The sequence below is a fragment of the Luteibacter sp. 621 genome (assembly GCF_050435445.1).
Classification (GTDB): Bacteria; Pseudomonadota; Gammaproteobacteria; order Xanthomonadales; family Rhodanobacteraceae; genus Luteibacter.
In genome coordinates this window covers 243222-268478 of the sequence record NZ_JBNDKI010000001.1, presented here as the reverse complement: position 1 = coordinate 268478, position 25257 = coordinate 243222, and the positions used below count along the sequence as shown (strand labels likewise).

Below are 25257 nucleotides of genomic sequence, written 5' to 3'. Positions count from 1 at the left end.
CTTGCCAACCGGGACAAGGAAACAGGGACATGCAGCATCTCTCCGCCTATCTGATGGAATTGCCGGATTTGCCGGATGCCGAGGCCCGGGCGCTGTACGACCGGATCAACGCGGAAATCGACGACTGGCTGTCCCGGAAGGGTGTGGCGGACCTGTCGGCGAGCGAGACGACCTTTGTGTCGAAGACCGGCGGGCAGGCGGGCAGGGTGTGGCATGCGCCCTTTTCCAATGAGCAGGGCGACCTTCGGGAAATCATTCTCGAGGAGCCAACTACGGACGACCACATCTTCCGCACGGCACTCCGGGTGGTCAGGACCTCGCTTCGTGTGGTGGTCTATCTCACCCTCGCGGCCCGCAATGTCCACAGCATTATCCGTCCGGGCTTTGTGGTGCCGCGCTGCCCGCAGATTATTCATGCCATCCGTGCCCTTCGGCCGGACTGGCACCTCGGTGACACGAAACTGGGTCCCGTGGGTGTAACGCAACTGTCGGAGGAAGCCGACGGCATCGCACTGGCCTCAAACATCCTGTCGACGCGACGCACCATGCCGATCGTCGCAGTGTCCGTTTTTGACGGGGAAGAACCATGGGACGGCCTTTCAGGCCGCATCGCACGCGACCTGTCCGCTCTCGCTACGGTCGTCACCCTGTCCGAGGACGCAAGCTGGAGCCTGACCGACGAAATCGGCAAGCGGCTGTCTTGCTATGGCGGGGCCGTGCGGCTGTACTGGCCGCCCCTGAGGAGTGGCACGGATGCGAGGGTGTCCGGGCGCGTGTGGACACCAGAGCGGCTCGACAGCATGGACTGGGACGGTGAAGGCCAGGAGCGACTGCGAAACCAGCTGCGGTACACCGTCATGAGTGCTGCGGCCCTCGGCGTTGAGCCGCCCTTTGAGATTCGCGAAATCCGCACGTACCGCGCCCGGATGCGCGTACGAACGCTCGAGGCGCAGGGACAAACGGCCGAAGAGGCGCTCGAACTTGTCCACGAGTTTGACAAGGAAAACGACGCCCTGCGGGAGGAGAACAAGGCGCTCCAGCAGGTCATCGCCCAGATGAAAGGCGGTTTCCAGGCGCCCCAGGATGCGCGTGTCGGAGAGGTGCGGGACGAGGACGAAGAGTCGTCCGACGACAACGGCCGGGAAGGGCCACCCGAGGCGGGGGAAATCCGCTTTTACAAGAAGCGCTACTCGAAGCCCGGCTATGACGTCCTCATCCGGCGCGGCGACTGCGGGCACGACAACTGGGAGAATTCCCATACCGCCGACAAGGCACGAAAGGGTCTCAAGCGCCTCGAAGGCCGGGATGACTGGCAGATGCTCAACCATTGCGCCAGCTGCACGGGCGGTGGCGTCTGGCGGGTGCGCTGGTGACGCCTGTGCACAAAGGCTCCTCGCATCGAAACGTGGGCCAGTGGGCTCGCGTAGACCGATTGGATCCTTTCAAGGAATGAGCATGAATTTGCCTTTTAACGATGCTGCCAATGGCCTTTCGTCCCGGACGGAAACACATCGCAATCGACCCTTCATCAACGCGGTGAGGGCGATTGGTGCCATCGACCCGGACGGGAATGCCTTCATTGTTGTCATCTTCGCGGACGGCAGCTTCCTGCTGTATCCGGACTCGGAAAAGGTGCGCGAAGCCCTTGCAGAAGAAGGGTTGGTGGTCGAACCGTTGTCGCGGGTCAAGCATCGTGCGTTCGCGGACAATTGGGATTCCGCTCTGGGATCTTCGGCACGGGTCGCGATCATCGCGCGCGATGACGACGGCGACGCGCTCATCCTGGTCGTCATGAAGGATGGCGCGCTCATTGTGTTGCCGGACACGCCCGAAAACCGCAGTGCCTTGCAGGCCTCCGGGGTGCCGTTGATTGTGCCTCGCGTGACACCTGAGGGGGTGGTCGCCGAACCCGCAGAGGGTCTTCCGAAGCCGCCCCGGCCCAAGCCGCGCATCTGACCCTGGGCACCAAAGCTAGTTGATCATGTCCTGGTATCGCTTCTGGAGTTCCAGAAGCTCCTGGATGCTGCCGAACTGTTCCTTGGCCAGCAGGTCGGCGATGGTCCGGTTGAGTTCGGCAAGCAGGCGGTGGCGGATGGTTCGGGTGATGTCGATGTTGGTCATGGGAAGCGCTCATGGTTGGGATTGACTCCAGCCTGGCGTGATCTGCGCCCTTGTCAACCCGACGGGCCGGACGACAGTTTGTCGCAGCAAAATAAAGTCCCCTTCCTGCTGGGCTGGGGCCAAATCAAGGGAAAAGGGATGACAGACCCAGAGAAAGAAGAGCTGGTTCCCCCGTCGGACGCGGAGGCATTGTCCGGTCGGCTTGCTGCGGCCGCAGACGCGCTCGAGCGCACGATTGCTGCGATCTTCACACCCGAAGAGCTCGCGGAGCTCAAGGAACTCGTGCCGCCAACGCCTGAAGGCCTCCGTGATTTCATCAAGGCCCAGCGCCGTAAGGTTGATGAATCGCTCGAGGGGTTCGCAAAGTGGCGAGGGCAGCTGCCGCCCATTGCCAGCGAGCAGCTGGGATGTATGGCCAGGGAAGGGTGGTTTCTCGACGTCCGAATGCCGCACGCACTCCGTTGGAGATTTCAGGAACGCATGGGCGCCGGTGACGAGGAAGGCGCGACCGCACTGATGCGGGATTATTTCGCTGAGCGAGCCAGCGGGATACTCCAGGAGCTTTCAGAGGCCTATCCCCACCGCGCTGCCCTCTTGCAGTCGGCGTTTGCGGCCATTGAAAGAAACGACCACGGGCTGGCCATTCCAACGCTTTTTGCGCAGGTCGACGGCGTCTGCTTTGATGCATTCGCTGGTGCGGCCTTCTTCGTCAAGTCCGGACGGCTCGCGCTGAGCAGTCATCTGCGCCGAAAGACCGACGGTCCCCTGACAGGTTTGGCCGATGTCTACATCGAGGCATTCAAAGCAGATGTGCCCGTGCACCAGAACGAAAAGCAGCGACCCGCTGGATTCCGGGGTCTGAACCGGCACCAGGTTGTCCACGGGGGAAGTGGTTGACTATGGATCGTTGGACAACAGCTTGCGCACGATGTCCCTTCTTTACTACGTCGCGTGGTGCGTGGGCGGATTTGGCACGGCACTGTCACCTGCGAGCGACAGGCAGGCATAGGCGGCATCCTGTTCGTTTTCGTGCACGCGTTGATGCGCAGGCCAGCAGAAACGCCCTTTAACCTTCATTGGCCACTCTTATGCAGAAGAAATACACACCCGTTCTCAACGAGCGAATCGAAAGGAGGGTGCCTGTGCTCTCGGTGGCTGTAGATGCCATCTGGGAGGCGTCGAAGATCTGGGGCGTGCTCACATCGATTGCGCTGGCCATTGCGGCCGGCTACTGGTGGCAATTCCGGGCGCAATATGCCATTCCGGTCCCGGTCGGGTCGAGCCTTGCTTGGGGGAGTCTCCCTGTGCTTTTTTGCCTGATTCTCGTGGCGACCGTGCTTCTCACGGCGTACGTGCTCGCCCCATCCATGGCGATGTGGATGACGGTGGATGCGGAGGGCAGAAGGCTCATTGACGGGACGAGGTCCGTGAGAGAAAAGCGGTTCGTCAATCCCTTTCGCACGGAGAATCTCTCCCGCGCCTGGGTCGCGTCGCAGATTGTGACGCTGGGCCTTATGTTCCTTTGCAATTGGCTGATGAGCGGAACGGACTGGGCATCGGGCGTCATCCTGTTGGCCACGGTTACCATCGCCTGTGCTTCAACCATCAGCGCCCTCCGATTGGTGCAGATGCGGGCGGGCATTGTCGGGAAAGGTAGACTCTATTCCAACACGCTGATTGCCTACTCAACTGTACTGCAGTGCCTTCTTGCAATCGGGCTCGGCCGTCTTGTTTTCGGTATCGCCAGGGATTTGGATGGCATGACTGTGGTCATGTGCTGGATGGCATGGCTGGCGCTCTGTGTCGCTGGAATCGCAGCCCAGTATGTGTTCAGTTATGCCCTGCGACGCCGACTCAACGCGGAAGCGGTCAGGCTCTTGCCGTTCCTGGTCCTTGGGTTGAGCGCACTGCCCCTGATTGCGCCGCCGTTTGCAGCAAAGCTTGCGACCCCCGCGTACCGGACCACAGCCGTGCATGGCCAAAAGTGCGTACGCCTCGTCGCTTCTGACAAAGCGGATGGCGATGCGTGGGAAGCCATTTCAAGTGAGAAGCCGTTGAAGGTCAGTGACAATCTGGACCTCGTCGTGCAGATGGACGGCTACCAGGTCAAGCGCCACCTAAACGAAGACACGGTGACCATCCCTGTTGACCAGGTCCGACGCGTCACATCCTGCGAGCCGGTGGACGGAAAAGCGCAGGGGAGTATGCGATGACGCGGGGAGCATCCAGTAAGGGAAAGTCATCCAGTCGATGGGCACGCCATCAGCGCGCCCAGGCAATTCTCAAGGAATGGAAGGAGAATCCACCGGTGCGTGAGTGGCAGCCAGCCAGTGCGCATCGGGCGATGATGTGGTGGCCGCAGTCCTTCAACCTCACATGGTGGCTATATTTGTTCGCCATCATCGGCCTTGCGCGTGGAGGCGCCTCTTCGCTGCACCTGCTCGACCCGTACCTGAAAAGTACGGCCATGAAATGGCCGATTTTCTGGGGCGCGGTGGCGGTTTCCGTCGCTCTCTACCTGCTGCGGCGCCATTTCCGCTACTGGTATGGCGTCTTTGAGGTCTTTTTTGCGGCTTGCGTCATTTTCGATGCGGCCGGTTCTGTCAGTACCGGCGGGGTAGCGGAAGGCCTGAAACTTGGGGCGGCCATTTACGTGATGATTCGCGGTTTTGACAACTGCGCGTCCGGTGTGACCGAGATGCAAAAACGCCTTGATGAGCGTGTTGCGGCCGAACGCCAGGCGCGGGCTGAAGCGGAAGCCGAGGGGGCAGCATAGGGTCGGGCACGTTTCCCGGCCGACAGCGCCAACGTGGAGCGTGTCCCGGCGTTCAATGCCACCAGCTCAACTGGAGAGGGCGTCGGGGTCCAGTTCGATGAGGCCGTCGGCGAGCAGCGCGTGAAGTGTCGACGCCTCGGACGGTGACAGTGTCCATGCGGGACGGTAATCGCCCACCTCCGTCACGAGTGTGTGGCGTCCGTCCGTGAGCAAGGGGTCACGGACGCGCTCGAGCATGGGTTCGGATCCGACGGTCGCGAAGACACGGCCATCTTGCTCAATCACCAGATAGGCAATGACCGGGCCACTCATGACGTCCACGAGCTCAAGCGCCGGCGGGGTGGTCGTCAGGCGTTGTTCGCGACACTCGCCGAGCAGGCCGGCGCATGTGATTGCCCACGCCTGCGCAAAGGCCGCCTCGTCTGCAAGCAGGGCCGGGTGGCGCCGGAGCCACCGCTGGATGACCCGCGCGGTCCTGGTCGGCGCATCAATCGACAGGACCGGTACTGCCGCCCGGTCGGCGTCCACGGGAGACAGCCGTCCCGGATGTGACGCGGCGGGCCATTGGAGAAAAGTCACTGTTGAGCGGTCGCGCTGGCCGGGCGGCGGCAGTGCAATGCGTGTGAGCAACCGCCCCGGCGCGATGGCGTACACCGCCTGGTTGGCACTGTGCGTGATGAGCGTTCCACCCGTGGCCGGGTCGACGACCAACTGCACAGGACCGGCGTCCAGGGTGTTCTGGCTGAGCGTGCGCCACTGCTTGATGCGGCCGACCGTGAGGACGGCTGCCAGAACGGTCATCAGTGCACCAGGAATGTGGATGGAGAGCCAGCGGACGGCCGGGAGCCTCCCTGGGAGGGCGGGACGGACATAGCGGGAACGTTTCATTGAATACAGACGTCCGGGTCGGCGGCTTTCGCCATGGGTTCCCTGCGCGTATCGGCACGCACTGTTGGTCGGGAGCGCGATGACGCCGGGCGGGGGTGGCCACGCACCGGCGGCCTGTTGAGGGCCAGGCGCGAAGAGAGTATCTAGTAAACAGGTAAAAATCCTGAATTAAACGTAACTGTTCATCAGGTATAGGTTTCCCGCCGTCCATCCGGGTACGGCTGATGAAACGAACTTCTGTCCACAGCGAACGCCACGCCATCGTCACCGCCTACCTGCGGGAGCTGCGGGTGGTCCGGGGCCTGACACAGGGGGAAGTGGCCGAGGCGCTCGACCGGCCACAGACCTACGTGTCGGACATCGAAAAGAACCGTCGCGGCGTCGACATGCTGCAGGTCATGGAGTTCTGCGACGCCTTTGACGTCCGCTTTGAGGATTTCGCAAAGGAACTGATGAGGCGCATCCGCGCAAAGAAGGCCTGAGCGCGCTCAGGTCAACGTCTGCCGCATGCCGGGGCGCCCCATGCACGGCGCGTGGTGCGCCGGCCACCCGTGCAATCACGGAGGGCAGGACCGTCAAATGGCCGGTCCCGCCTCCGCCGTGCAAACCTTAGCAGTGGTTCCCGCGCTCAGGCGTGGATGAGTTTCTTGTTGACGAACTCACCAAAGCCAAGGTCGGCGAGTTCGCGGCCGTAGCCTGAATTCTTCACGCCGCCGAATGGGAGGTCCGGTGCCGAGAAGCCGCCCCGGTTGATGAAGACCATGCCCGTCTCCAGGCGGGCGGCCACACGGTTGGCGCGCTCGATGTCGCCGGACATCACCATTGCGCCGAGCCCGAAGGGGGAGTCGTTGGCCAGCGATACGGCAGCCTCTTCATCGCTGACACGGAACACCATGGCCACCGGTGCGAAGAACTCCTGGTGGTAGGCCGGGTTTTCCGGCGAGACGTCGGTGAGGATGGTCGGCTCCATGAAAAAGCCCTGCATGCCTGTGCGGCTGCCGCCGAGAACGAGTCGTGCACCCGCGTCGACAGCGCTGCGGACCTGGGCTAGGGCGTTTTCGAGCGCCGGCGCCGAGTTCAAGGGCTGGAGCGTGGTCGCCGGCTTGGCCGGGTCACCGGGCTGGACGGCTGCCATCGCTTCGGTGAATTTCCGGATGAATTCATCGGCGACGCGCTCCTCGACAATGAACCGCTTGGCAGCGTTGCAGACCTGGCCTGCGTTGTGCAGACGGCTTGCAGCGCCGATCCTTGCCGCCTCGTCGAGGTTCGCGTCGTCAAGAACGATGAAGGCATCACTGCCGCCAAGCTCCATGGTGCTCTTTTTGAGCGCATGGCCCGCCTCGGCCGCAACCGCAGCACCGGCGCGCTCGCTTCCCGTCAGCGCTACGCCGCGCACGCGCTTGTCGGCGATGACCGTTGCAGCCTGCTCATTGCTGATGAAGACGTTGGTGTAGACCCCGCCGTGGGCACCGCCGTCGTGCATGACCTGTTCGAACGCGAGGGCGCACTGCGGCACGTTCGGGGCATGCTTGGCCACCAGTGTGTTGCCGACGGCGAGGTTCGGGCCGGTGACCCGGGCGAGCTGGTAGTACGGGAAATTCCAGGGCTCGATGCAGAAGATGACGCCGAGGGACTCGGTGACCACACGGGCCGGGCCCGACGCGACCGTCAGCGTCCTGTCGGCGAGGAATGCGGCGGCGTTGTCGGCGTAGTACTCGAGGATGGCGGCGCTGAGCTCGACTTCACCCAGGCCGTCTTTCGTGAGCTTGCCCATCTCAAGGGTCAGCAGCTCGGCGAGCGTGTGCGCCCGCGTGCGTAGGAGGGCAGCCGCGCGCCGCAGCACGGCACTGCGGGTTTCAACATCGCGCGCAGACCAGGTGGCGTGGGCAGCGTGGGCCGAGGCCAGGATGCGCTCGATGTCGCTGTCGGTGTGCTCGGCAAAGGTCTGGACGAGCTTGCCGGTGTAGGGATTGATGGTCTGGTAGGTCATGGGGTGCTCGGGATGGGAATGGAACGGCGGCCCGGTCACGTCAGGCGGCGGCCGGGCTGGCATGAATATCGGGGACGAGGCGCCATGCCGATGGGTGCTGGAACCCAACATGGACGCCTGTGGGGAGGCGCTTACAGGCCTGCCTTGCTGTTGACCGGGCAGCGGTAGCGGCTGGCGATGCGGTCGTGTGAGGCATCGGCGGCAATCGCGGCCTCGGCGGTGCAATAGAGCTCCCATGCAGCCGTCTCCGGCAGGGAAGGGATGCAGACGAGCTCGCCAGCTTCGACCGCACAAAGCGACGCTGTGACGAGATCTTCTGCCGACATCACCCGGCTTGGCGGGAAGGCGGAGAGGTCAGCGCCTGCGATGCGGTGGAAATCGGTCGCCACAACGCCGGGCACCAGCAGCTGGACATAGACCCCGGTTCCTTCCGCCTCGAGTTGCATGTGGCGGGAGAAGGCCATCACGAAGCTCTTGGACGCGCCATAGCCGGCGTTGCCGGGGCGCAACAGGAAAGAGGTGATGGAGGAGATATTGATGATGATGCCGTGGCCCGTTCGGGTCATGGCGGCCATCGCATGGCTGGCAAGGCGCGACATGGCCATGACATTGACCTCGAGCATCTCGTCGAGCGCATCGGCATCGAGCGAGGCGACCGGGCCTCGCGCGGCATAACCTGCGTTGTTGATGAAGACATCAATGGCGGGTAGCGCTTCAAGGCGCAATGCGACACGCCGGACATCCGGGCGTTGTGCGAGGTCGGCCACCATGACTTCGACCTGCACGCCGTAGTCGGTGGCAAGGCGCGCTGCGAGTTCGTCGAGATGGTCCTTGCGACGGGCGACGATGACCAGATCATGGCCCGTCTGGGCAAGACGGTCGGCGTATACCGCCCCAATGCCGGACGATGCGCCCGTGATGAGGGCGCGGCGAGTGGTGTTCATTTGCGGTGTCCTTGTTGGGTCAGGCCCAGGGCTCGAGCACAAGCTTGCCCATGGAGCGCCGGGCCTCGATGGCCTCATGAGCGGCGCCGGCGCGGCCGAGTGGGAAACGCTCGCTGATGGCGATGTGCAGGCTGCCGTCGACGAGGCCGTCGAGGAGGTCCTGCGTGCCGGCCTGGATGATGTCTGCGTGCTCTGGAGCAAACCAGGGCGGAAGGTAAAAGCCGCGCAGCGTCTGGTTTTTTTCGACCACGAAGGACGGGTCGATGGACTGGTGCTCGTCGACGCCACGACCGAATTTGACCAGGGTGCCAAACGGGGCCAAGCAGCGCAGGAGTGCCGGCAGTGATGCGCCGGAGGATTCAAACGCGACATCAACGCCGCGACCCCCGGTCAGGTCCAGAATCTCCTTGTCCCAACCGGGTGCGAGCGAATCGACGGCGAGGTCGACGCCACCTTTCCGGGCGAAATGGCGCTTGTCCTCGGTGCTTGCCGAGCCGACGATGAGCCTTGCACCCTGGCGCCTTGCCAGCTGGACCATCAGCGAGCCGACGCCACCGGCTGCCGATTCGATGAATACGGATTCGTCGCGAAGGTCGACTGTCTCGTGCGTCAGCAGCCACGCCGTCATGCCCTGGGCAAGCAGGACGGTTGCATCCGCGAAGGAGACCCCGTGCGGAAGACGCGTCGCATGCGAGGCCGTCGCCAGCGCGTACTGGGCGTATCCGCCGGAAGGCACGCGGCTGACGATGCGATCGCCGGCCGCATGGGTGGTCACGCCAGGTCCGGTTGCAACAACCGTTCCGGCAATCTCCGTGCCGGGTTCGTAGGGAAGGGGTGTGGGCAGGAGGTAGCGGTCCGTGCGGCGCATGACATCGCCGAAAAGGACGCCTGCGGCTTCGACGCGGACGAGGAGCTGGTTTGCGCCAGGGACGGGGACCGGGACTTCGACGAGTTCGAGGACGTCGGGGCCGCCGAATTGCCTGACGATGACTTGGAGTGCGCTGTTCATGGCTCGGAGGGGATGGGGGGCGCAGGCATGGCCTGCGCCCGGTCTTGCGTGTGCTCCGGTTCAGCCCGGAGCGCGTCCGTCAGGCTTTCTCGACGCGGGCGAGGAACTCGTCGATGGTGATGACCTCATGGCCGAAGGTCGGGTAGGAGAGTTCACGGGCGGCGTTGTGCGCCTCTTCGGTGAATTCGGCGACGGCATCGGTGAGGAAGGTCACATGGAAGCCTTCTTCCAACGCGTGGCGGCCAGCGCTTTCCACACACGTGTGGGAGGTCAGCCCTGCGAGCACGACCTTTTCAATCTTGTGCTCACGGAGCTTGGCGAGAAGGTCCGTATTGACGAAGCTGTCAAAGGTACGATGACGGCTGACGATGACATCTTCGTCGCGGGGCTTGAAGACGGGATAGAAATCCGAGCCCCATTCACCCATCCAGAACACCTTGTTTTCCATTGCCCACTGCCAGCGCGGGTGGATGTGGGTGACGTCATCGAAGCTGTGCTCGTGAAGACCATGGGGAACGTAGAAGATCTTCACCCCTTTCTCGCGGGCGCCCTTGACCAAACGCTTGAGGTGTTCGACGAGGTCCGTCTTTTTGAGCATCGGGCCGATGCGCTGGGCGAGCTTGCCGTTCTCGTCCAGGAAATCATTGAGGAGATCCACGAGGAGGAGCGCGGTATCGGAGGTTGCGTAGTTCTCTTGCATCATCAGTGTCCAGTTGGAAAAAACATCAGTCGTCGAAGCGTTGCCATTCGTCCATGCCGGCGATGTTCCGCCGGCGCGATTCCTCCTCACTGACCCGCTGCGCGGGATAGGCGGCGTTGCCCATCATCCAGCGGGCCGTGGTCCGTGCGATGCGTCGCCCAAAGCGCTCGGCCGTGAGCCGGTCGCCGGGGTGGGGCGCGGTCTCCGGTGTGCCATCACCAAAGCTCTGTGCACTGAGCCCGAGCCATGAGCCGTTGACATTGACATCGGTGTATTTGCTTGCCACGTGGTTGCCGCCGGGCTGGTCGCCCACACCGACCCAAATCATGGCCATCTGTGCTGCAAACACCGCCATCTGTTCTAGGGCGATGAGTTTGTCGCCGGCGCGCGAAGCGGAATTGGTGAATCCTGCGGCAACCTTGTCTTTCCAGGACTGCCCGAGCCAGGGAGAGAACCCGTACTCGAGAAACAGTTTGAATAGCCCATGGGCGGAGCCCATGTAGGTGGGCGCGCCAAAGACGATGGCGTCCGCCTCATCGAGCGCATCAATGATGGTCTGGTCGTGCCAGCGCCCGTCGGGGCCGATGTGGGCTGGCACAATCTCGTGGAGCTCTGCCCTGACGCCATCGACGGCGGAGGCGCCGGCGAGGATATGGGTTGCGATGGTCCGCGTATGGCCATGGCCGGAAGAAAATACGATGGCGACCTTGACCACGGGGGAGACTCCTGGGCGGCGTGCTTGCCGAATCGACCTAGTCTGCGACCGGCGTTTCGGGAGTTGAAATCAAAAATTAAAGCTGCTGGTATCAGCCCCATGGATGACAAGCGCATCGATCTCAATCTCATGCTCGCCCTGGAGGCACTCCTTGCCGAGCAAAACGTCACGCGGGCCGCCCGGCGCCTGCGCCTGAGCCAGCCTGCGCTGAGCGCGCAGCTTTCCCGGCTCCGGGACCTGTTTGGCGACGAGCTCCTGCGCCCGACGTCAAGGGGCGTGGTGCCAACCGCCATGGCCCGCGAAATGGACGGTCCGCTGCGCCTCGCGCTCGACCAGGTCAGGGACGTGGTGGCGCGGTCGCGGACGTTTGACCCTCTGACGTCCACTGCCACACTCACGATTGCCGCGAGTGACTACATGCAGGTCGGCGTCCTTCTTCCCTTCATGACGGAGCTTCCCCGGATTGCCCCCGGCGTGCGGTTGATGGTGAGCCTGGTCCATGACAGCCGCGCTGTCGCGGCGTCCCTTGAGAGGGGCGACATCGACGTGGCGTTCCTGCAGCGGACCGATGTCATTGATGGTGGCCTGCACCGCACGGACATGTTTGAAGAGCATTACGTCGGGGTTGCCCGAAAGGGCAGTGTCGACGGGGCCGGCATGACGATGGTGCGGTTTACGTCCGCGCGCCATATTCTCGTTTCGCCCAGGGCGGAGGGTTTTTCCGGCGCGACCGACGCCGCGCTGTCAGCCGTCGGCGCGTCGCGTCACGTGGCCTTTGCGGTCTCCTCTTTTCTCGTCATGCTCGAGACCATCGCCCAGTCCGACCTCATTGGCATGGTGCCGGCGAGGCTCGCGAAGCGCTTTGAAGACCGGGTCGATACCTTCATCGCACCCGTCGACGTGGAGGGCTTTTGCATGTCGATGGTCTGGCATGACCGGACCCATACCCATCCGGCACGGCGTTGGTTGCGCGAGCGGTTGATGGACTTCTGTGGGGAAGGGTGAGCGCGGCGATGCCAAGGGCTGAACCAATGGGGTGACGCCACCCATCGGACTGTCGAGGGTGCCGGACCATGCGCCGGATAGTCGTGGGTGGCAGGATGCCGTGGGGTTTTCCGGCGTGGGACCTTGATACAGGCTGCCAGGAGGGCCAAGCGCGCCGCGTGTGCATGCGTTGGTCAAGCCGGCTCCAGGCGCGACCAGCAGCTATGCTCGGCGCGTCCCTGGTCGCATCAACGACTGGCATCCAAATCCAATCAGCCTTCCTTTCACAGGCCCAGTATGTCCATCGCCTATACGTTCTCCACTCCCGCCGAATTTGACGTCGAGGTTTTTGGTGACACCGGTACGTCCCTTGGGCAGGCGAAGCTCGAGGTGGGCGGGAGAAGTGGTGCCTCACTGGCGTTCCGTTGGACAACAGTGTCCCCGGTGCTCGAGGACGACTTGACGCTCGACCGCCTGGTTGCGCGGACGGCTGAAGGACAGGCGTTTACGCTGTTTCATTGCCAGTACCACTCATACCGCGCCTATATCGGACAGGTCGTCGAGGGCGAGACCACCGACGCCTTCACCGAGGTCGGTGTCCGGTTTACCAACCTCACCGAGTGGTTCCTGTCCGGCCAGCGGGTCCGGGGTGAGGCCGGGGACACACTGAAGTGGGAAGGCCGACCTGAGGCCATTGATGTCGAGGTCGAAACACCGCATGGCGCTTTGTGGGTCCGCAGTACGGTCGAAACCTCCATGCGACAGTCAGGGGACGACACCGTCATCACCGACCAGCTCTGGTTGTCCGTCGGCGCCGAGACGCCGTTCTCCATCGCTGATGCGCGGGAGCGCTGTCGCGACCTCTCGATTTTCCTGACCATTCTTCTCGCCCGGCCGGTCGACATCCTGGAAGTGACGGTGGCCGTGGCCACGGGACAGCACCGGCACGCCTGGGTCCAGTACTTCGAGCCTCACACCGGGGATGGCGGGCGCCGTGGATGGCCGCGCTTTTTGATGAGGTGGCCCATCGTCGACGGGCAATGGAAGCGGCTTCTGGAGAATTACTACCGGTCAGTGTTCCGCGCGGTTTCCTGGACCCGGGTGGCCGGGATGCTTCGGTACGAGGGGTTCTGGGACTTCAGGTTCTTCGGCTATGTGGCGCTGCTCGACGGGGTGGTCAAGCTCAAGGCGGGCAATGCCGGGACCGAGGTCATTGGACCTCCAAGGGACGCAGTCCACGCCCTGCGGGGAACCCTCCCCACCATGGCTGAGCCGTTGAGTCGTGGGCAGAAGGCGGAAATCATTGCACTGGTCCGGAAGGCCTTCACCCGCGAAGTCGAGTCGTTCGGCGGGCGCTATCGCCAGGCGGTGGGTGCATCCGACCAGGGGGTGATTGATGCTATCAACATCACCTCTCAGGAATTCAAGGTCATCAAGGAAACGCGCGACGCCATCGCCCACGGCGACGACATGGCATTGTCCCCGCAGGCGTATGCCGACATGCAAACGCTCACCAACAAGGTGGCCCTGTTGCTGACCTACTGGGCATGGGAAGACTTTGGATTGACAGCCGCTGACTTCCTCGACTGCCTGCACCAGACACACAGTCCTATGGTCATGGGGGCGAACATTGACCGCGTCGCAGTCGACCGCGCGCGGGGACATGCCGAGTTCCACGTGTTTACCGAATCGGCGTTCGACAGGCTTCCCGTGTCAAAGGGGCAAGTGCTGCACCAATGCTTCACCCAGGTGCCGGGGGAGGGCATTGAATACTCGGAACGCTTCAGTGCCGTTCTCAAGACCCTGGTGCGGCAGGGCAGGCTTGCACCGGAACAGCTTGCCGATGCCATCGGTGTCGTACCAGATAAGGTCAGAATCTCGGGTCCTGCCTACATTGAGTGCGGACCACGGGTCGTGGAACTCGTCTGGGTGTACATCATCGAGACGGGAGAGAACGATCTTTCGCTGCGCGGGCTGAGCGAAAAGGCCACCGGTGTCCCCTGACCTGTCGCAATTGACACTTTCAGCGTTGCGTTTGGTGTGTGCGACGCTGGCGCGCGGCCAGCGGCCCTTGCTCGGCGTGGTAAAATTGAGCTTCAGACGCATTGATAAGGCAGTGGAATGAACAGCGCCAGGGATCTGCTGGGAAATCTCCTCGATTACATCGGTGAGCAGGCGAAGAACGCCAAAGCCGAACCCTGTTTCCTTCCCGATTCGCCAGGGCTGAAATTTGATCATTTGTCTTTCGCGGGCTTGCCGGGCATCGCGTCGAACCTTGTGAGCGACGGTTATGCGGTGTGGCTGCGAATTGAGCGACTCGAAGCCTATCCGGCGCCAGCCCTGCAGGCACTTCTGATGCCGGTTGTCAGCGTGTCGGACAATCCCGCCGGGCAGCCGCCCGCCCTCGATGAGAGCGCTGTGCTCGCCCATTTGGCCGCCAATCCCGACGTCGACCCAGGCGAACACCGGCTGGCGTTGGCCGCAGCGTTGGATGCCTATGCCGAGGCCTGGTGGACATGGGCGGCACATGAGAAGCCACGGCGGGCCGTCATCGACATCTACTCTGACCTCTTTGCCCTCAAACACCAGATTGAAGCCGAGGAAACGGCCCGCCCCCAGGAGCTCGTATGGGGGATTGGCGTTGCCTCGTGGGATCTGAAGACTGACGAGGCAGCGGTGCTGTTTGAATACCCGGTGCTGACGCAGGCCATGGAAATCAGTCTCGAAGAGACCACCATGGCCATCGAGGTGCGGCCCCGTGATGTGCCCGCACGTGTGGACCTTGGGCCGCTCATCGCTGCCTCAGTCGTCGGGGCGGCAGGGGTTGAAGTTGGAGTGCGGACGGATCTGGATAAAGACGGTGCACCCATCCTCAGCCCGTTTGACCCGTCGTCGTACCTGCCCCATTTGAAAACGATTGCCCGCGCGCTCGATGCCAATGGCGTGTTTCGCGAGGTGCTCGCGCCCGGCGAGCGCTGGCCGGGTGCAGGTGAACACCTCACCGTGACCGACGGGTGGGTGTTGCTCGCGCGGGCCCGCCAGGCCAGTTACCTGCTCGAAGACCTCATCCGGCTCAAGGCCAATGTCGAGAAGGCGGGCGAGCTTCCCGCCGGGCCGCTCTCCCTGGTCACCCCGCCGTCCGACAGCGTGGTCCACATCGAACCCGTGCGCTTCCGGGGGCTGTCGACCGGAACACCATCGGGCGTGGGCAAGGTCGAGGAGCTGTATTTTCCGCTTCCGAGCAACGATGAGCAGATGACAATCATCGAGCAGCTCGAGCGCGCGCCGGGCGTGACCGTCCAGGGTCCGCCGGGAACAGGCAAGACCCACACCATCGCCAATGTCATCTGCCATTACCTTGCTACCGGTCGACGGGTTCTTGTCACGTCCCGAGGCGAACCGGCGCTTGCCGTGCTCCAGGAAAAGTTGCCTGAGGATGTCCGCCATCTCACGGTCGCGCTCCTCGTCAACGACCGGGAAGGCGTCCGTCAGTTCCAGGCCGCCATTGAGTCCATCCAGCACCGTGTCTCGCAGCTCAACGTCCGCGAGGCCCAGCATGAAATCATCACGCTCGAAACGGCGATTGACCGCGCGCACGAAGAGATTGCGGGCATTGATGTACGCCTCGACGCCATTGCCCGCTCGCAGCTCGACAGCATCACGGTCGATGGGCGGCCGATGCGGGCCCAGAGCGTTGCTGAGCTCATCCTCGCCGGTGCCGGGCAGCACCAGTGGTTCACGGACGTGCTCTCGCTGGACGAGGCGCACAGGCCGCCCCTGACCGAAGACGAGATGCGTGCGGTAAGGGGCGCCCGGCGTGCGGTTGGCAGTGACCTCGTTTACCAGGGCATGGCCCTGCCGTCTGCCGAGACCCTGCCTACTGCAGGAGCAGTGGCCGACCTTCACCGTTCGATGCTTGACTACCGGCGAATAGAACGCGAGCTCGACACCCCCACGGGCCCGTCGATCAAGGCCAACACGCCGGACGTCGTGCAGGCGGCGGAAGCGCTGCTGCAGACCATGGCCGCTGCTAGCGAAGTCATGGATGCCCTCGATGCGTCGGCTGCCGGATGGTGGAAGACCACGCGAGAGCGCTGTCATGCGCCCTCGTTTTCGAGTGAGCGAGGGGCGTTGGAGGCCGTTTTCTCGGACCTCGATGAATTGACGAGTGCCCGCGCCGATTTCCTCAAGCGCCCGGTCGTGGTGCCAAAGGAGGTGTTCGGCTCCCCGAAGGCACTTGAGGCCATAAAGCGGGCCGCCGAGGGCGGCAAGCCGTTTGGCATGCTCGCCTTTGGCGCCAATGATGCCAAGCAAGCCGTCGCGGCCATCCGGGTGTCAGGCCTTCCGCCCGCTGAGGCGGACGGGTGGTTGCACGTTCAGCGATTCATCGACACCCAGACCCAGGTGCTGTCGTTTGTCGCCCGGTGGAACGAGTTTGCGCACGCCTTGGCGTTGCCGCGCATTGAGGAGGCGGTGCCCGACTTGCGCGACGTCGAACAACTGGGGGTGGCTGCCCGGAGCGTCCACCGACTTGCCTGCCATCTCGACCGCATCATGGCAAACCAGGCTTCCGCCGTATTCAATGATGTGCCGGCCGGCGCCTTTACGGGTGAGCGCGACACGTTCGAGGGCATCCGAAAGACGCTCTCCCGCGTCGTGACCCGTGCACGGCTCGCCCAGGCAACAGAGGCCCTCTCGGCCCTGCAGCATCAGCTCGCCGGCAAGACCGGGGGCGTGTCGGCCGCGCTTCGTGAATTCGCAACGCATTTCATCGGGCGGGCCGGCGTCGAGCCGGACGAGGTCAGTGCGGAGTACATCACCCTCATGGCTGAGCTTCGCCGTGTCGCGGGTCTCATGCCTTCCCTTACCGTCATCTCGGACGGTGCGCGCCGTGTCCGGGATGCTGGGGCTCCGGAGTGGGCCCAGCGCATCGCGTCTATCCCAACGCTGCAATCGGGCGAGGAGACGGTCATCCCTGTCTTGTGGGAGCAGGCGTGGACGTGGGCGAGGCTTCGTGGACATCTCGACGCCATCGATGCGCGTGACGAGCTCCGCCAGCTCACCGAACGACGGATGACCCTGTCGAGGGCCCTGCAGCGGCTCTATTCCGATGTTGTCGCCAAACGAGCGTGGCTCCAGGCGAAGAACAACGCGACACCGAAAATCCTCTCGGCGCTCAACGGGTATGCAACCGCCATCCGTCGCATCGGGCAGGGGACAGGAACAAACGCTGCACGCTACCGCCGCGATGCGCGCGATGCGATGACCGACGCGGCAGGCGCCGTGCCGTGCTGGATCATGAGTCATTCGCGCATTTCTGAAGCGATGCCAGCGGATGTCGGCGCGTTTGACCTCGTCATCGTCGATGAGGCCAGTCAGTCCGACCTCTGGGCGCTTCCGGCCATCCTGCGCGGAAAGAAGATTCTTGTCGTCGGCGACGACAAGCAGGTCTCACCCGATTCAGGCTTCATTGCCGCCCAGCAGATCACATCCTTGCGTCAGAGGTTCCTGCAGGGCCAGCCGTTCGCTGCCGACATGACCCCGGAAAAGTCCCTGTACGACCTTGCCGCTCGCGTGTTTGCTGGCAACCAGGTCATGCTCCGGGAGCATTTCCGCTGCGTTGCGCCCATCATCGCGTACTCGAATGCCACGTTTTACAAGCATTCCATCAAGCCGCTGCGCGTTCCGAGGGCCTCCGAGCGCATCGACCCGCCGCTTGTTGACCTGTATGTGGAAGGTGGATTCCGCACCAGGAAAGACTGCAACCCCCAAGAGGCAGATGCCATCGCCGACGAGATTGGCGCCATCCTCGACAATCCGGCGATGGCTGGACGAACCCTTGGTGTGGTGTCCTTGCTCGGCATGGAGCAGGCCAAATACATTGATACCGTCGTCCGCAGCCGCTTTCCCGCAGGAGAGCTCATGCGCCGCAAGTTTGAATGCGGTGAGGCCCGGTCTTTCCAGGGCAGCGAACGGGATATCATCTTTTTGTCGCTCATCGTCGACAAGGCCAGGCACCATGCGCTGTCCGGGAGCCGGTATGAGCAGCGTTTCAACGTTGCAGCCAGCCGGGCGCGGGACCGCATGTATCTGGTCCGTTCGGTCGAATTGTCAGATCTGTCCGATGCGGACCTCCGGAAGTCACTGCTTGGCCACTTCAGCATGCCGGCGCTGACCAGCACGGACGCAGGGGACGACCCCATCTCGCTTTGTGAATCGGGATTCGAGCGCGAGGTCTATTCCATGCTCACCGAGCGCGGATATCGCGTCATCCCGCAAGTCAAAGTCGGAGAATTTCGCATCGACATGGTCGTTGAAGGTGAAGACGACCGCCGCCTGGCCATCGAGCTTGATGGCGATGAGTTCCATGGACCGGACCGTTGGGCGCACGACATGGCGCGACAGCGCATCCTGGAGCGGGCGGGCTGGACGTTCTGGCGCTCGTTCGCCTCGACCTGGTCGCTCCATAAGGAAGACGTCTTCAACGAGCTCATTGAGCGCTTGCGCTTCATGCGCATCGAGCCCATCGGGGCGATGGGTCAACTGGCGAAGCTCGTGGAGTATCGGACCTGGTCACCGGCCCCGCGCGAACGGGATGAAGCGGACCGGTTGATTGAAGAGGCTACGGACAACGAGGTGGAAGGGGTGCCGGGCGACAACTGAGGGGCGGCCTGTGAGCATGCGACCTGGCGCCTTTCGTGAGATGGGGCAATCTCTCTCCTGCGTCAAACGACATTTGGAAGGTGGCCGAGGGCGTGGTCCTTCCGAGGGCGCAAGGTGGGATATCAGCTGACGGTCTGATGTGCACGAGGCCCCCCGGTCAGGTGACGGCGGGCCAGTCTGCCGGTCCGCGTGCCGCGTCCCGCAGCCATCCGTCTTTTGGCGGATGGCGAGGCGTGGCGTCGCCGCTTAGATTGAGCGGACCTACTTGGGGGGAGCGTCCATGCCATCGTCAAGCGTCCGTGTGTCGGGTCGCGTCTGGTTTGTCATTGCGCTTACACTGTGCGGCGATGTCGTTTCCCCCTGTGCCGCGCAGACGCAGGACCCCGGCGCGGTGGTCACTTCCGTCCCGTGCCACTTTGGCGACGCGCCGCCGGAGCCAGGCCCGGCGTGCCTCCTCGCCCACCAGGACCTCGGCGCGCTGCCAGACTCCCCTGTCTACTGGCACATCGACCAGTTCGCCACGAGGGCGGAGGCCGAGGCGGCAAGGCAGGCCACAGGGACCGTGGTGACCGATTTCGGGAAGGTCTGGCTGTTTACCATTGCGGGTGCGGGCTGGCATGCGCGAGGCGGCACACACATCGCCTCCATCGGGCCCTTGCCCATGCTTCCAGCAACCGGCTACAGCGCGGAATATGTGCACTCCTTCTTCATGCCGGGCATGAGTGCACCGATTCACCGGCATTCGGGCCCTGAAGCGTTCTATGCCATCGAGGGTGACACGTGTCTGGAGATGCCCGGAGGGGCGCAGTTCGGCACCGGCCCAGGCAATCAGCTCATCATGCCTGCCCATGAGCCGATGCTGCTCATGGCCGTCGGCAAGGTGCCGCGCCGGGCGTTTGCGCTCATCCTGCACGACTCGACCCTGCCACCGACCACCCGCGTCGATGCCTGGCATCCGGCAGGTGCCTGCCAGGCGCGGGCCGCTTAAGGCCGTTGACGCAATGAGATTCACCCTGTTGAGTGCGGCCAAAGACTCGCTGGAAGGCGCGATCGCCGGACGATGGACGACCTGGCCTTTCGCACCGGGTTGGGTCTTCAAGCTGCCGGGTGTGCACCCGTGGTGCAAGTCACACCGTTGCGACGGAAAAAGGCCCCGCTGTCCCGGCACCACCCGGCATCGGCGGGAGCCGTCGACTGGCGTGCCAGAAATGGGTGGCTTCAAACACGCGGCAGACGTTGTCCGGAATGACGCTGTCAATGTCATTAAGGCCTCGATGGAGGTCGGGGCGGGGTGCTCGCTGCAGGGTCCGAGGACTACGTGAGGGACCTGCCGAGGTTCGAAAATTTTCCGTCGGGCATGGCACCGGGGATTGCCGCCCGTGGGTGGTTTGCCTGCTATATGGAGAGGATGGCCGCGCGGACCATGCCGGCGCCGAGCAGATCAAGGCGGTTTTCGACTGAAATTTCAGAACCGGGTGAGAGCGAAGGTCATCCCGTGCAAATGCACCCGGCCCGGTGCAGCCCTGCGCCGCCGGGTGGTGTATAAGAGCGCGGTCTTTCTCGATGGATGGAACCCATGGACCGACCGCTGACCGATGACGATCGCCTCGCGCTCTTTTCCAGTGACGCGTTCGCGTCCTCGTTCGCCGGTGTCAGTGACGACATCCCGGTCGAGTCCGTCAATGACAATGGTGCGTGGGTCGCCCTCCACAACAGCGGGCGCATCGACCTGCTGAGACGCAGTTCCGGGGCGCTCGAGGGTCTGGACTGGGGCGTTGCCTATCCGTTCGGGCAGCGGCTTGCACGGGTGTTGCCAGACCTGCACTCGAGTGCGATGGCGATGGCGGACTTCCTCGTCGCCTTAGAAGGCACGAATCTGGGCATGGGCGCCATCGCCCCTGCGGTGAAGGCCTGGCTTCTTGCCAACGCCGATGTTTGTGAGGCGGTGACGCGTGCGCCGGATGAGCGCCATGTGCAAGCCCGACTGTTCACCTTGGCGCTCCAGGCGCACGGGAATCCGCAGGTCGCTCGCAACTGGCTTGGCGACGAGGATACGGCGGTCCGCCTTCAGGCGCTCAATGCGTTGTCAAACATGGCGGATGATAAGGCGGGTGTCGAGGCCACTCTCAGTGCCCTGAGGTCTCTTGTTTCCTCCGCTTCGGACGAGGAGCGGGAGCTGCTCATCCGGGTGGCCATCCACCTGACCGAGCTTTCGGGCGATGCGGACGTCGGGGGCGTGGTCACCGCCATCCTCGAGGGAGGCGGGGCAGCCTGTCTCCGCCAGGCCGGGGTGGGGCTTCGTATCGTCCCTGCCTTCATGGCGTCGAGTGCGAGGGAGCCGGTGGTCGACGCATTCGGTGCTTTGGGCGCCGATGCGCCGTCGGGGGAGGTGACCGAGTTGGTCCGGAAGCTTATCGGCGCCGGTCACGTTGATGCCGCCGTGCATTTGTCCGAGATGGTTGGTATCGAAGCCACCATTACGGCCCTCCTCGGGACGCTCGACCCCGAGGCACGGTGCGATGTCGTGCTTCGCTGGTTGCGAAATGATGATTTGCGGGTCCTGCCTGGGATCGCGCACTTTTTCACCATGCGTACAATGGACGGCATCGACGAGCTCCATGTCCCCGCGTCGTCCGTCGCACCGGTCGCCGACCGGCGCCTGTTTGTAGGGATGAAGGCCGTCTCCTGGCTGATTCACGCACCTCAAAGTGCCATGGCCATTCTCCTCGCCCTGCTCGATGGCGCAGACGAGGTTGCTCGCGCACCGCTGGTGACGCTGATTCGTGACCTCCTGCGCGATGACCAGGGCCTTCGTGTCGCGGTTCAGGCAGCTGCTGATGCGCGGAGTGACGAGCGATTGCGGGAACTGGTCCTTGAGCACGATGCGTATCTGCACGCTATTGAAAGCATGGAATCGTTGCCCGAATTGCGACCGTCGCCGTCGCACAGGGCCGTCATGGCCATGCTCAACCAGCGGGAGATGCAAGCGTCGTCCCGCGCAGCAGAAGCGGACTCGGCATTCTTGTCGCTCGTCACGCGTGTAGAGGTGCTGCACGGAACCGGCACACTGGGTTCGGTGTATGCCTCGGACGGGACAGCGCACTTTTCGAAGAACATGATGGCGACCGTCAAGCGCAGCTACAAATTGCCGTCGACCAGCGTACTTGACCCCGTCGGCTATGAGATGCGCATGGTCACCTTTCGCATCGCAGGAGTTGAGTGATTAAGGCGCTGCTGCGTGAATACCTGACCAGCCTCGGCGAACGCGGCGGCCTCGACGTCCTTTTGCCTGACCTGCTCGCCGAGTCGGGCTTTCAGGTGCTTTCCCGACCACAGGTGGGAACGACGCAAAAAGGCGTGGATGTTGCGGCGGTTGGTCCTTACAAGGGAAAAGAGTCGATGTACCTCTTTTCCATCAAGCCAGGGGACCTGAAGCGGACGGAGTGGGAGGGCGGCCCCCAGACAGTCGCCCCCTCGCTGCGGCAGTTTGCAACGTACCGCAGGAACCGTATAGCACCTGAGCACCAACACCTCCCGGTCGTCGGCTGTCTTGTGACGGGCGGGCAGATGCATGAGACGTTGCACGACGATTGGACAGCATTCGCCGAGGGTGAGGAGAAGCGGGAGAGCATCGCCTTCATCCACTGGAATGGTGACCGGCTCGCTGAGTTGTTGCTGGCCGGGCACCTACGCGAGGAGGTCATGCCCCGGGAGATGCGCAGCATGCTGCAAAAGGCCGTCGCGATGGCCGACATCGCGGACGTGTCTGCGCATCACTTCGAAGAGCTGACCCGTGCGCTCCTTGCCCGCAATGCCTCGGGGGACGTTGCCGAACGGTTGACCGCCATCCGTCAGGTCACACTGGCGGCATCCATCGTGCACAACTGGTGCAAGGAAATTGGCAATCTCGACGCCGGCTGGCGGGCGACGTCGCTTGCGGTGCTTTGCGCCTGGGCACTCGCGCGGGAGGTGCTGGCCGACAAGCCCCGCCAGCGCAAGAAAATTCTCGCCGTAGTCGGCCATACCGTTGAGCTGCACCGTACGGTGGGGGAGGCGTACGTGAAAAAACTCGGACACCATGCCGGCGTGCTCAATGCGCTTTCCTTGCAGGTCGCGTCGCAAGAATACCTCGACCGGAACCTTGCGCTGTTTGATGCACTCGGGCGCGTGGCGATGACCGGGCTTTGGGCCTATCACCATGCCGCGCAGTCCCCCGAGCCGCATGCCGCCGATAGGGAGCTGGCGGAGGACGCCACGGTCGATGACCTATCGCACTCGGTTGACGTGCTGAAGCATTGTGTCCACACCGGCTTGACCATGATTGCTTCCAATCCAGTGCTCTGGCTTCCCTGCCATGATGGGCAGGCCACCGATATCGCGCTTTTCCTTTTGCTTTGCCAGTACACGGGCAACGGGGAACATGTGCGAAGCTGGCTTTGCCGAATGGTCGAGCGGCTTGAATTTTCCGTGGTCCGCCGACAGCGCCATCCCGTGACGCACTCAGGCTACGAGGAGCTTGCCGCACAGCGGGGCGAGATGTCCGATGAGCCATTCCGACGAGGGACGGGGTCGAGTACGTTGATTCCGCTGCTAGGCGCCTGGCTCCATCTCCTCGGCGAGACCGCGTATGTCGACCGTCTTTCCCACCTCGTCGAGACAAAGCTTCCACACTGCGCGCTGCAGCTTTGGGTGCCATCGGAGGATTCCGACGAGCGGCTGTACACGGACGACCCGGCCCACGGACTCGCCCTGACCGACGCCGACCTCGGGAAGGGAGGCGGGCAGCTGATCGAGCACATCATCAATGCGTGCGAATTCGAGCGGTCGTTCTACGAGCTCTCTGCGGTCACCCACGATTACTGGCCCATTGTCCTCGCCGCGTGTCGTCGCCAAGGCCTGCCGTTGCCGCCTCATCTTTGGGTCCCACCGCGTGCCGATGGGGGCGAAGGCACCCACGCCTAGCCGCTGGACCGTGGCATTGTCAGGCGGCAACTCCGAGGGGGCGGGAATACCATCCTGGTGGGAATCGGCCGGTTGTCAATCGAGAGGCTCGTGCACATCCGTGACCGGGTCGATGCCGTCGGCGCCGGACAACGCTCCGTTCGCTGTTTTGGCTTTTCCCGGTTTCGCGGGCGGGGGTGCGATGGCTTCCTCGTCCCGACGCCCAAGCCGGCGCGGGCCTGCCCCGGTAACCGCGCCGTCGAGGCGGGAGCCAGACCCTGGCGCTGGACCGATGAAGTCGCCGACCTGATTCAGGTAGGTGGGCAGCTCCTCGAGTGGCTCATGCTTGAGCCTTTTTCGCACATCTTCAAAGGCATCTGCCTGCGACATGCCGGCCCCGTAAGTCAGGTCCCAGCACCAGAGTCCGAGCAGCGCGCCGTTGAACTGGTCGCGTTCCCGAAGCATCGGCTTAGGTTCGCCAGCCCGTGCGAAACGCGTCCCCGCGTAGGCTGTCGCGCCGCTCACATTGCTCCAGCCCCCGTTCTCTTCTGCAAGAAGCCCCTTGAGTGCCTTTGCGTAATAACTCAAGGCCTCATCGATGTCGACCGGCGCACGGTTAAGGGAGACGGCGAGATAAAGGGTGCGGCCCCCATCAACGTCGACGTTTTGAAGGAAGGGGTTTGCGGCGCTGTCGAGCACCTTGATGCTTGGCGAATGGAAGGTTCGCGGGCGCGCTGACTGGGCAAGGGCAAGTGCGAGGTCGAGGTCGTCGGGCTCGGTGTCCATGCGGAACCACCGGTCATGGGTGATGTCGAGTTCGGCCGCCGTGGGGTCGGGATGGTCAATGAAATGGTCGAAGGCCGGCTCCAATGGAATGCGTCCATCCGAGGCCGCCCTGTACAACAGGTACGTGTCCTCTCCACCCGTAACGGTGGTCATGTCGAGCACGGTGAAGTAATCGAAGTAGTTGAACGCGGCCATGGCTTGTTCGACCCGCTCGAGGGCTTTTTCGAGGACATCGAGGAGTTCGAGCACAAGGTCTTCGTCATTCAATACCCACCCGATGTAAGGCAGGGGTGTCGTTGTCCCCATTACGTCCATCGCCAGGGCAGCGTCCTTTGTCCGTATGGCGCTGCGACCGAGCCGTGTTTCGAAAAGCTCAAAGACCGTCGTCAGCGTATGGGTCAGGGACGCCGTCAATGCTGATGGACGTTTCCCGACCTCCCACTCGTGCAGACGGGCGACGACATGATGCCGGATGTCATGGAGCGCTGCAAAAGCCGGTGCATGCTCAAGACGGAACCGACGCACGGCGCATTGCTGGACGACGAAGCGGTCGAAGCGCTGATGCGCCTGGATCCTGGTGCGCAGGACCATCCCTTTGGTCACGGGCGTGGGGACGATTGAAGCGGGAACGTTCTTGCGTGGCGGCATGGGTGGCCTGTCAAGGGGGAACTCATCGATTCGGGTTCCCCCTCGCCACTTCAGACGGTCTGGAGGACGCTGGTTACGGAACGGGCCGTGCG

Annotated in this window: 20 protein-coding genes; 12 read left to right on the top strand and 8 right to left on the bottom strand. The window is 63.4% G+C overall.

Annotated elements, in window-relative coordinates; translation table 11 throughout:
- Nucleotides 1-29: 29 nt before the first annotated feature.
- Entirely contained in the window at nucleotides 30-1373 is a 1344-nt protein-coding gene (locus ABIE56_RS01260) for a hypothetical protein (RefSeq protein ID WP_429242018.1), read from the top strand.
- An 82-nt stretch (nucleotides 1374-1455) separates the two neighbouring features.
- Nucleotides 1456-1956 carry a hypothetical protein gene (locus ABIE56_RS01255; RefSeq protein ID WP_429242017.1) on the top strand — a complete coding sequence of 167 codons (501 nt, stop codon included), beginning with the start codon at nucleotides 1456-1458 and terminating at the stop codon, nucleotides 1954-1956.
- A gap of 15 nt (nucleotides 1957-1971) precedes the next feature.
- Here the strand turns inward: ABIE56_RS01255 and ABIE56_RS01250 are convergent, their stop codons facing one another.
- The gene (locus tag ABIE56_RS01250) at nucleotides 1972-2121 is read right to left on the bottom strand and encodes a hypothetical protein (RefSeq protein ID WP_429242016.1); all 150 of its coding nucleotides are present in this window, start codon (nucleotides 2119-2121) and stop codon (nucleotides 1972-1974) included.
- Between the two features lie 78 nt (nucleotides 2122-2199).
- Here ABIE56_RS01250 and ABIE56_RS01245 point away from each other — a divergent pair, with 78 nt between their 5' ends.
- The 3 genes from ABIE56_RS01245 to ABIE56_RS01235 all read left to right on the top strand — a co-directional run bounded on the left by ABIE56_RS01245 (nucleotide 2200) and on the right by ABIE56_RS01235 (nucleotide 4897).
- Nucleotides 2200-3018, top strand: coding sequence for a hypothetical protein (locus tag ABIE56_RS01245; RefSeq protein WP_429242015.1), 819 nt, complete (start codon nucleotides 2200-2202; stop codon nucleotides 3016-3018).
- A gap of 191 nt (nucleotides 3019-3209) precedes the next feature.
- Nucleotides 3210-4334: a hypothetical protein gene (locus ABIE56_RS01240; protein ID WP_429242014.1), complete on the top strand. Its 1125-nt coding sequence runs from the start codon at nucleotides 3210-3212 to the stop codon at nucleotides 4332-4334.
- Nucleotides 4335-4429: 95 nt separating this feature from the next.
- Nucleotides 4430-4897: a hypothetical protein gene (locus ABIE56_RS01235; RefSeq protein WP_429242013.1), complete on the top strand. Its 468-nt coding sequence runs from the start codon at nucleotides 4430-4432 to the stop codon at nucleotides 4895-4897.
- A gap of 66 nt (nucleotides 4898-4963) precedes the next feature.
- On the opposite strand, the gene ABIE56_RS01230 is transcribed toward ABIE56_RS01235, so the two are convergent.
- Entirely contained in the window at nucleotides 4964-5698 is a 735-nt protein-coding gene (locus ABIE56_RS01230) for a hypothetical protein (protein ID WP_429242012.1), read from the bottom strand.
- A 311-nt stretch (nucleotides 5699-6009) separates the two neighbouring features.
- On the opposite strand from ABIE56_RS01230, the gene ABIE56_RS01225 reads away from it, so the two are divergent.
- Entirely contained in the window at nucleotides 6010-6267 is a 258-nt protein-coding gene (locus ABIE56_RS01225) for a helix-turn-helix transcriptional regulator (protein WP_429242011.1), read from the top strand.
- Nucleotides 6268-6413: 146 nt separating this feature from the next.
- On the opposite strand, the gene ABIE56_RS01220 is transcribed toward ABIE56_RS01225, so the two are convergent.
- The 5 genes from ABIE56_RS01220 to ABIE56_RS01200 all read right to left on the bottom strand — a co-directional run bounded on the left by ABIE56_RS01220 (nucleotide 6414) and on the right by ABIE56_RS01200 (nucleotide 11143).
- Nucleotides 6414-7775, bottom strand: a complete 1362-nt coding sequence (locus ABIE56_RS01220) for an NAD-dependent succinate-semialdehyde dehydrogenase (RefSeq protein ID WP_429242010.1) — start codon at nucleotides 7773-7775, stop codon at nucleotides 6414-6416.
- 131 nt (nucleotides 7776-7906) lie between these two features.
- Nucleotides 7907-8719: an SDR family NAD(P)-dependent oxidoreductase gene (locus tag ABIE56_RS01215; protein ID WP_429242009.1), complete on the bottom strand. Its 813-nt coding sequence runs from the start codon at nucleotides 8717-8719 to the stop codon at nucleotides 7907-7909.
- 19 nt (nucleotides 8720-8738) lie between these two features.
- A complete protein-coding gene (locus ABIE56_RS01210; protein WP_429242008.1) occupies nucleotides 8739-9728 on the bottom strand; it encodes a quinone oxidoreductase family protein in 990 nt (329 codons plus the stop codon).
- A gap of 79 nt (nucleotides 9729-9807) precedes the next feature.
- On the bottom strand, nucleotides 9808-10431 hold the full coding sequence (locus ABIE56_RS01205; protein ID WP_429242007.1) for an isochorismatase family cysteine hydrolase: 624 nt from the start codon (nucleotides 10429-10431) through the stop codon (nucleotides 9808-9810).
- Between the two features lie 22 nt (nucleotides 10432-10453).
- Nucleotides 10454-11143: a flavodoxin family protein gene (locus ABIE56_RS01200; protein ID WP_429242006.1), complete on the bottom strand. Its 690-nt coding sequence runs from the start codon at nucleotides 11141-11143 to the stop codon at nucleotides 10454-10456.
- 99 nt (nucleotides 11144-11242) lie between these two features.
- Here ABIE56_RS01200 and ABIE56_RS01195 point away from each other — a divergent pair, with 99 nt between their 5' ends.
- The 6 genes from ABIE56_RS01195 to ABIE56_RS01170 all read left to right on the top strand — a co-directional run bounded on the left by ABIE56_RS01195 (nucleotide 11243) and on the right by ABIE56_RS01170 (nucleotide 23752).
- A complete protein-coding gene (locus ABIE56_RS01195; protein WP_429242005.1) occupies nucleotides 11243-12148 on the top strand; it encodes a LysR family transcriptional regulator in 906 nt (301 codons plus the stop codon).
- Nucleotides 12149-12424: 276 nt separating this feature from the next.
- Entirely contained in the window at nucleotides 12425-14131 is a 1707-nt protein-coding gene (locus ABIE56_RS01190; RefSeq protein WP_429242004.1) for a hypothetical protein, read from the top strand.
- Nucleotides 14132-14248: 117 nt separating this feature from the next.
- A complete protein-coding gene (locus tag ABIE56_RS01185) occupies nucleotides 14249-18790 on the top strand; it encodes an AAA domain-containing protein (protein ID WP_429242003.1) in 4542 nt (1513 codons plus the stop codon).
- Nucleotides 18791-19070: 280 nt separating this feature from the next.
- Complete coding sequence (locus tag ABIE56_RS01180; protein ID WP_429242002.1) at nucleotides 19071-19778, top strand: hypothetical protein; 708 nt, start codon at nucleotides 19071-19073, stop codon at nucleotides 19776-19778.
- 588 nt (nucleotides 19779-20366) lie between these two features.
- Entirely contained in the window at nucleotides 20367-22013 is a 1647-nt protein-coding gene (locus ABIE56_RS01175; protein ID WP_429242001.1) for a hypothetical protein, read from the top strand.
- Nucleotides 22010-23752, top strand: a complete 1743-nt coding sequence (locus ABIE56_RS01170) for a hypothetical protein (RefSeq protein ID WP_429242000.1) — start codon at nucleotides 22010-22012, stop codon at nucleotides 23750-23752. Before ABIE56_RS01175 ends, ABIE56_RS01170 begins: the two co-directional genes overlap by 4 nt.
- A 75-nt stretch (nucleotides 23753-23827) precedes the next feature.
- On the opposite strand, the gene ABIE56_RS01165 is transcribed toward ABIE56_RS01170, so the two are convergent.
- Nucleotides 23828-25165 carry a hypothetical protein gene (locus ABIE56_RS01165; protein ID WP_429241999.1) on the bottom strand — a complete coding sequence of 446 codons (1338 nt, stop codon included), beginning with the start codon at nucleotides 25163-25165 and terminating at the stop codon, nucleotides 23828-23830.
- Between the last annotated feature and the right edge of the window lie 92 nt (nucleotides 25166-25257).

Bases quoted from the DNA above. Each gene is read 5' to 3' on its own strand.
- ABIE56_RS01230 (WP_429242012.1), bottom strand. From the start codon at position 5,698: ATGACCGTTCTGGCAGCCGTCCTCACGGTCGGCCGCATCAAGCAGTGG.
- ABIE56_RS01240 (WP_429242014.1), top strand. From the start codon at position 3,210: ATGCAGAAGAAATACACACCCGTTCTCAACGAGCGAATCGAAAGGAGG.
- ABIE56_RS01260 (WP_429242018.1), top strand. From the start codon at position 30: ATGCAGCATCTCTCCGCCTATCTGATGGAATTGCCGGATTTGCCGGAT.
- ABIE56_RS01210 (WP_429242008.1), bottom strand. From the start codon at position 9,728: ATGAACAGCGCACTCCAAGTCATCGTCAGGCAATTCGGCGGCCCCGAC.
- ABIE56_RS01215 (WP_429242009.1), bottom strand. From the start codon at position 8,719: ATGAACACCACTCGCCGCGCCCTCATCACGGGCGCATCGTCCGGCATT.
- ABIE56_RS01175 (WP_429242001.1), top strand. From the start codon at position 20,367: ATGGACCGACCGCTGACCGATGACGATCGCCTCGCGCTCTTTTCCAGT.
- ABIE56_RS01250 (WP_429242016.1), bottom strand. From the start codon at position 2,121: ATGACCAACATCGACATCACCCGAACCATCCGCCACCGCCTGCTTGCC.
- ABIE56_RS01220 (WP_429242010.1), bottom strand. From the start codon at position 7,775: ATGACCTACCAGACCATCAATCCCTACACCGGCAAGCTCGTCCAGACC.
- ABIE56_RS01205 (WP_429242007.1), bottom strand. From the start codon at position 10,431: ATGATGCAAGAGAACTACGCAACCTCCGATACCGCGCTCCTCCTCGTG.
- ABIE56_RS01180 (WP_429242002.1), top strand. From the start codon at position 19,071: ATGCCATCGTCAAGCGTCCGTGTGTCGGGTCGCGTCTGGTTTGTCATT.
- ABIE56_RS01165 (WP_429241999.1), bottom strand. From the start codon at position 25,165: ATGCCGCCACGCAAGAACGTTCCCGCTTCAATCGTCCCCACGCCCGTG.
- ABIE56_RS01195 (WP_429242005.1), top strand. From the start codon at position 11,243: ATGGATGACAAGCGCATCGATCTCAATCTCATGCTCGCCCTGGAGGCA.
- ABIE56_RS01225 (WP_429242011.1), top strand. From the start codon at position 6,010: ATGAAACGAACTTCTGTCCACAGCGAACGCCACGCCATCGTCACCGCC.
- ABIE56_RS01190 (WP_429242004.1), top strand. From the start codon at position 12,425: ATGTCCATCGCCTATACGTTCTCCACTCCCGCCGAATTTGACGTCGAG.
- ABIE56_RS01185 (WP_429242003.1), top strand. From the start codon at position 14,249: ATGAACAGCGCCAGGGATCTGCTGGGAAATCTCCTCGATTACATCGGT.
- ABIE56_RS01255 (WP_429242017.1), top strand. From the start codon at position 1,456: ATGAATTTGCCTTTTAACGATGCTGCCAATGGCCTTTCGTCCCGGACG.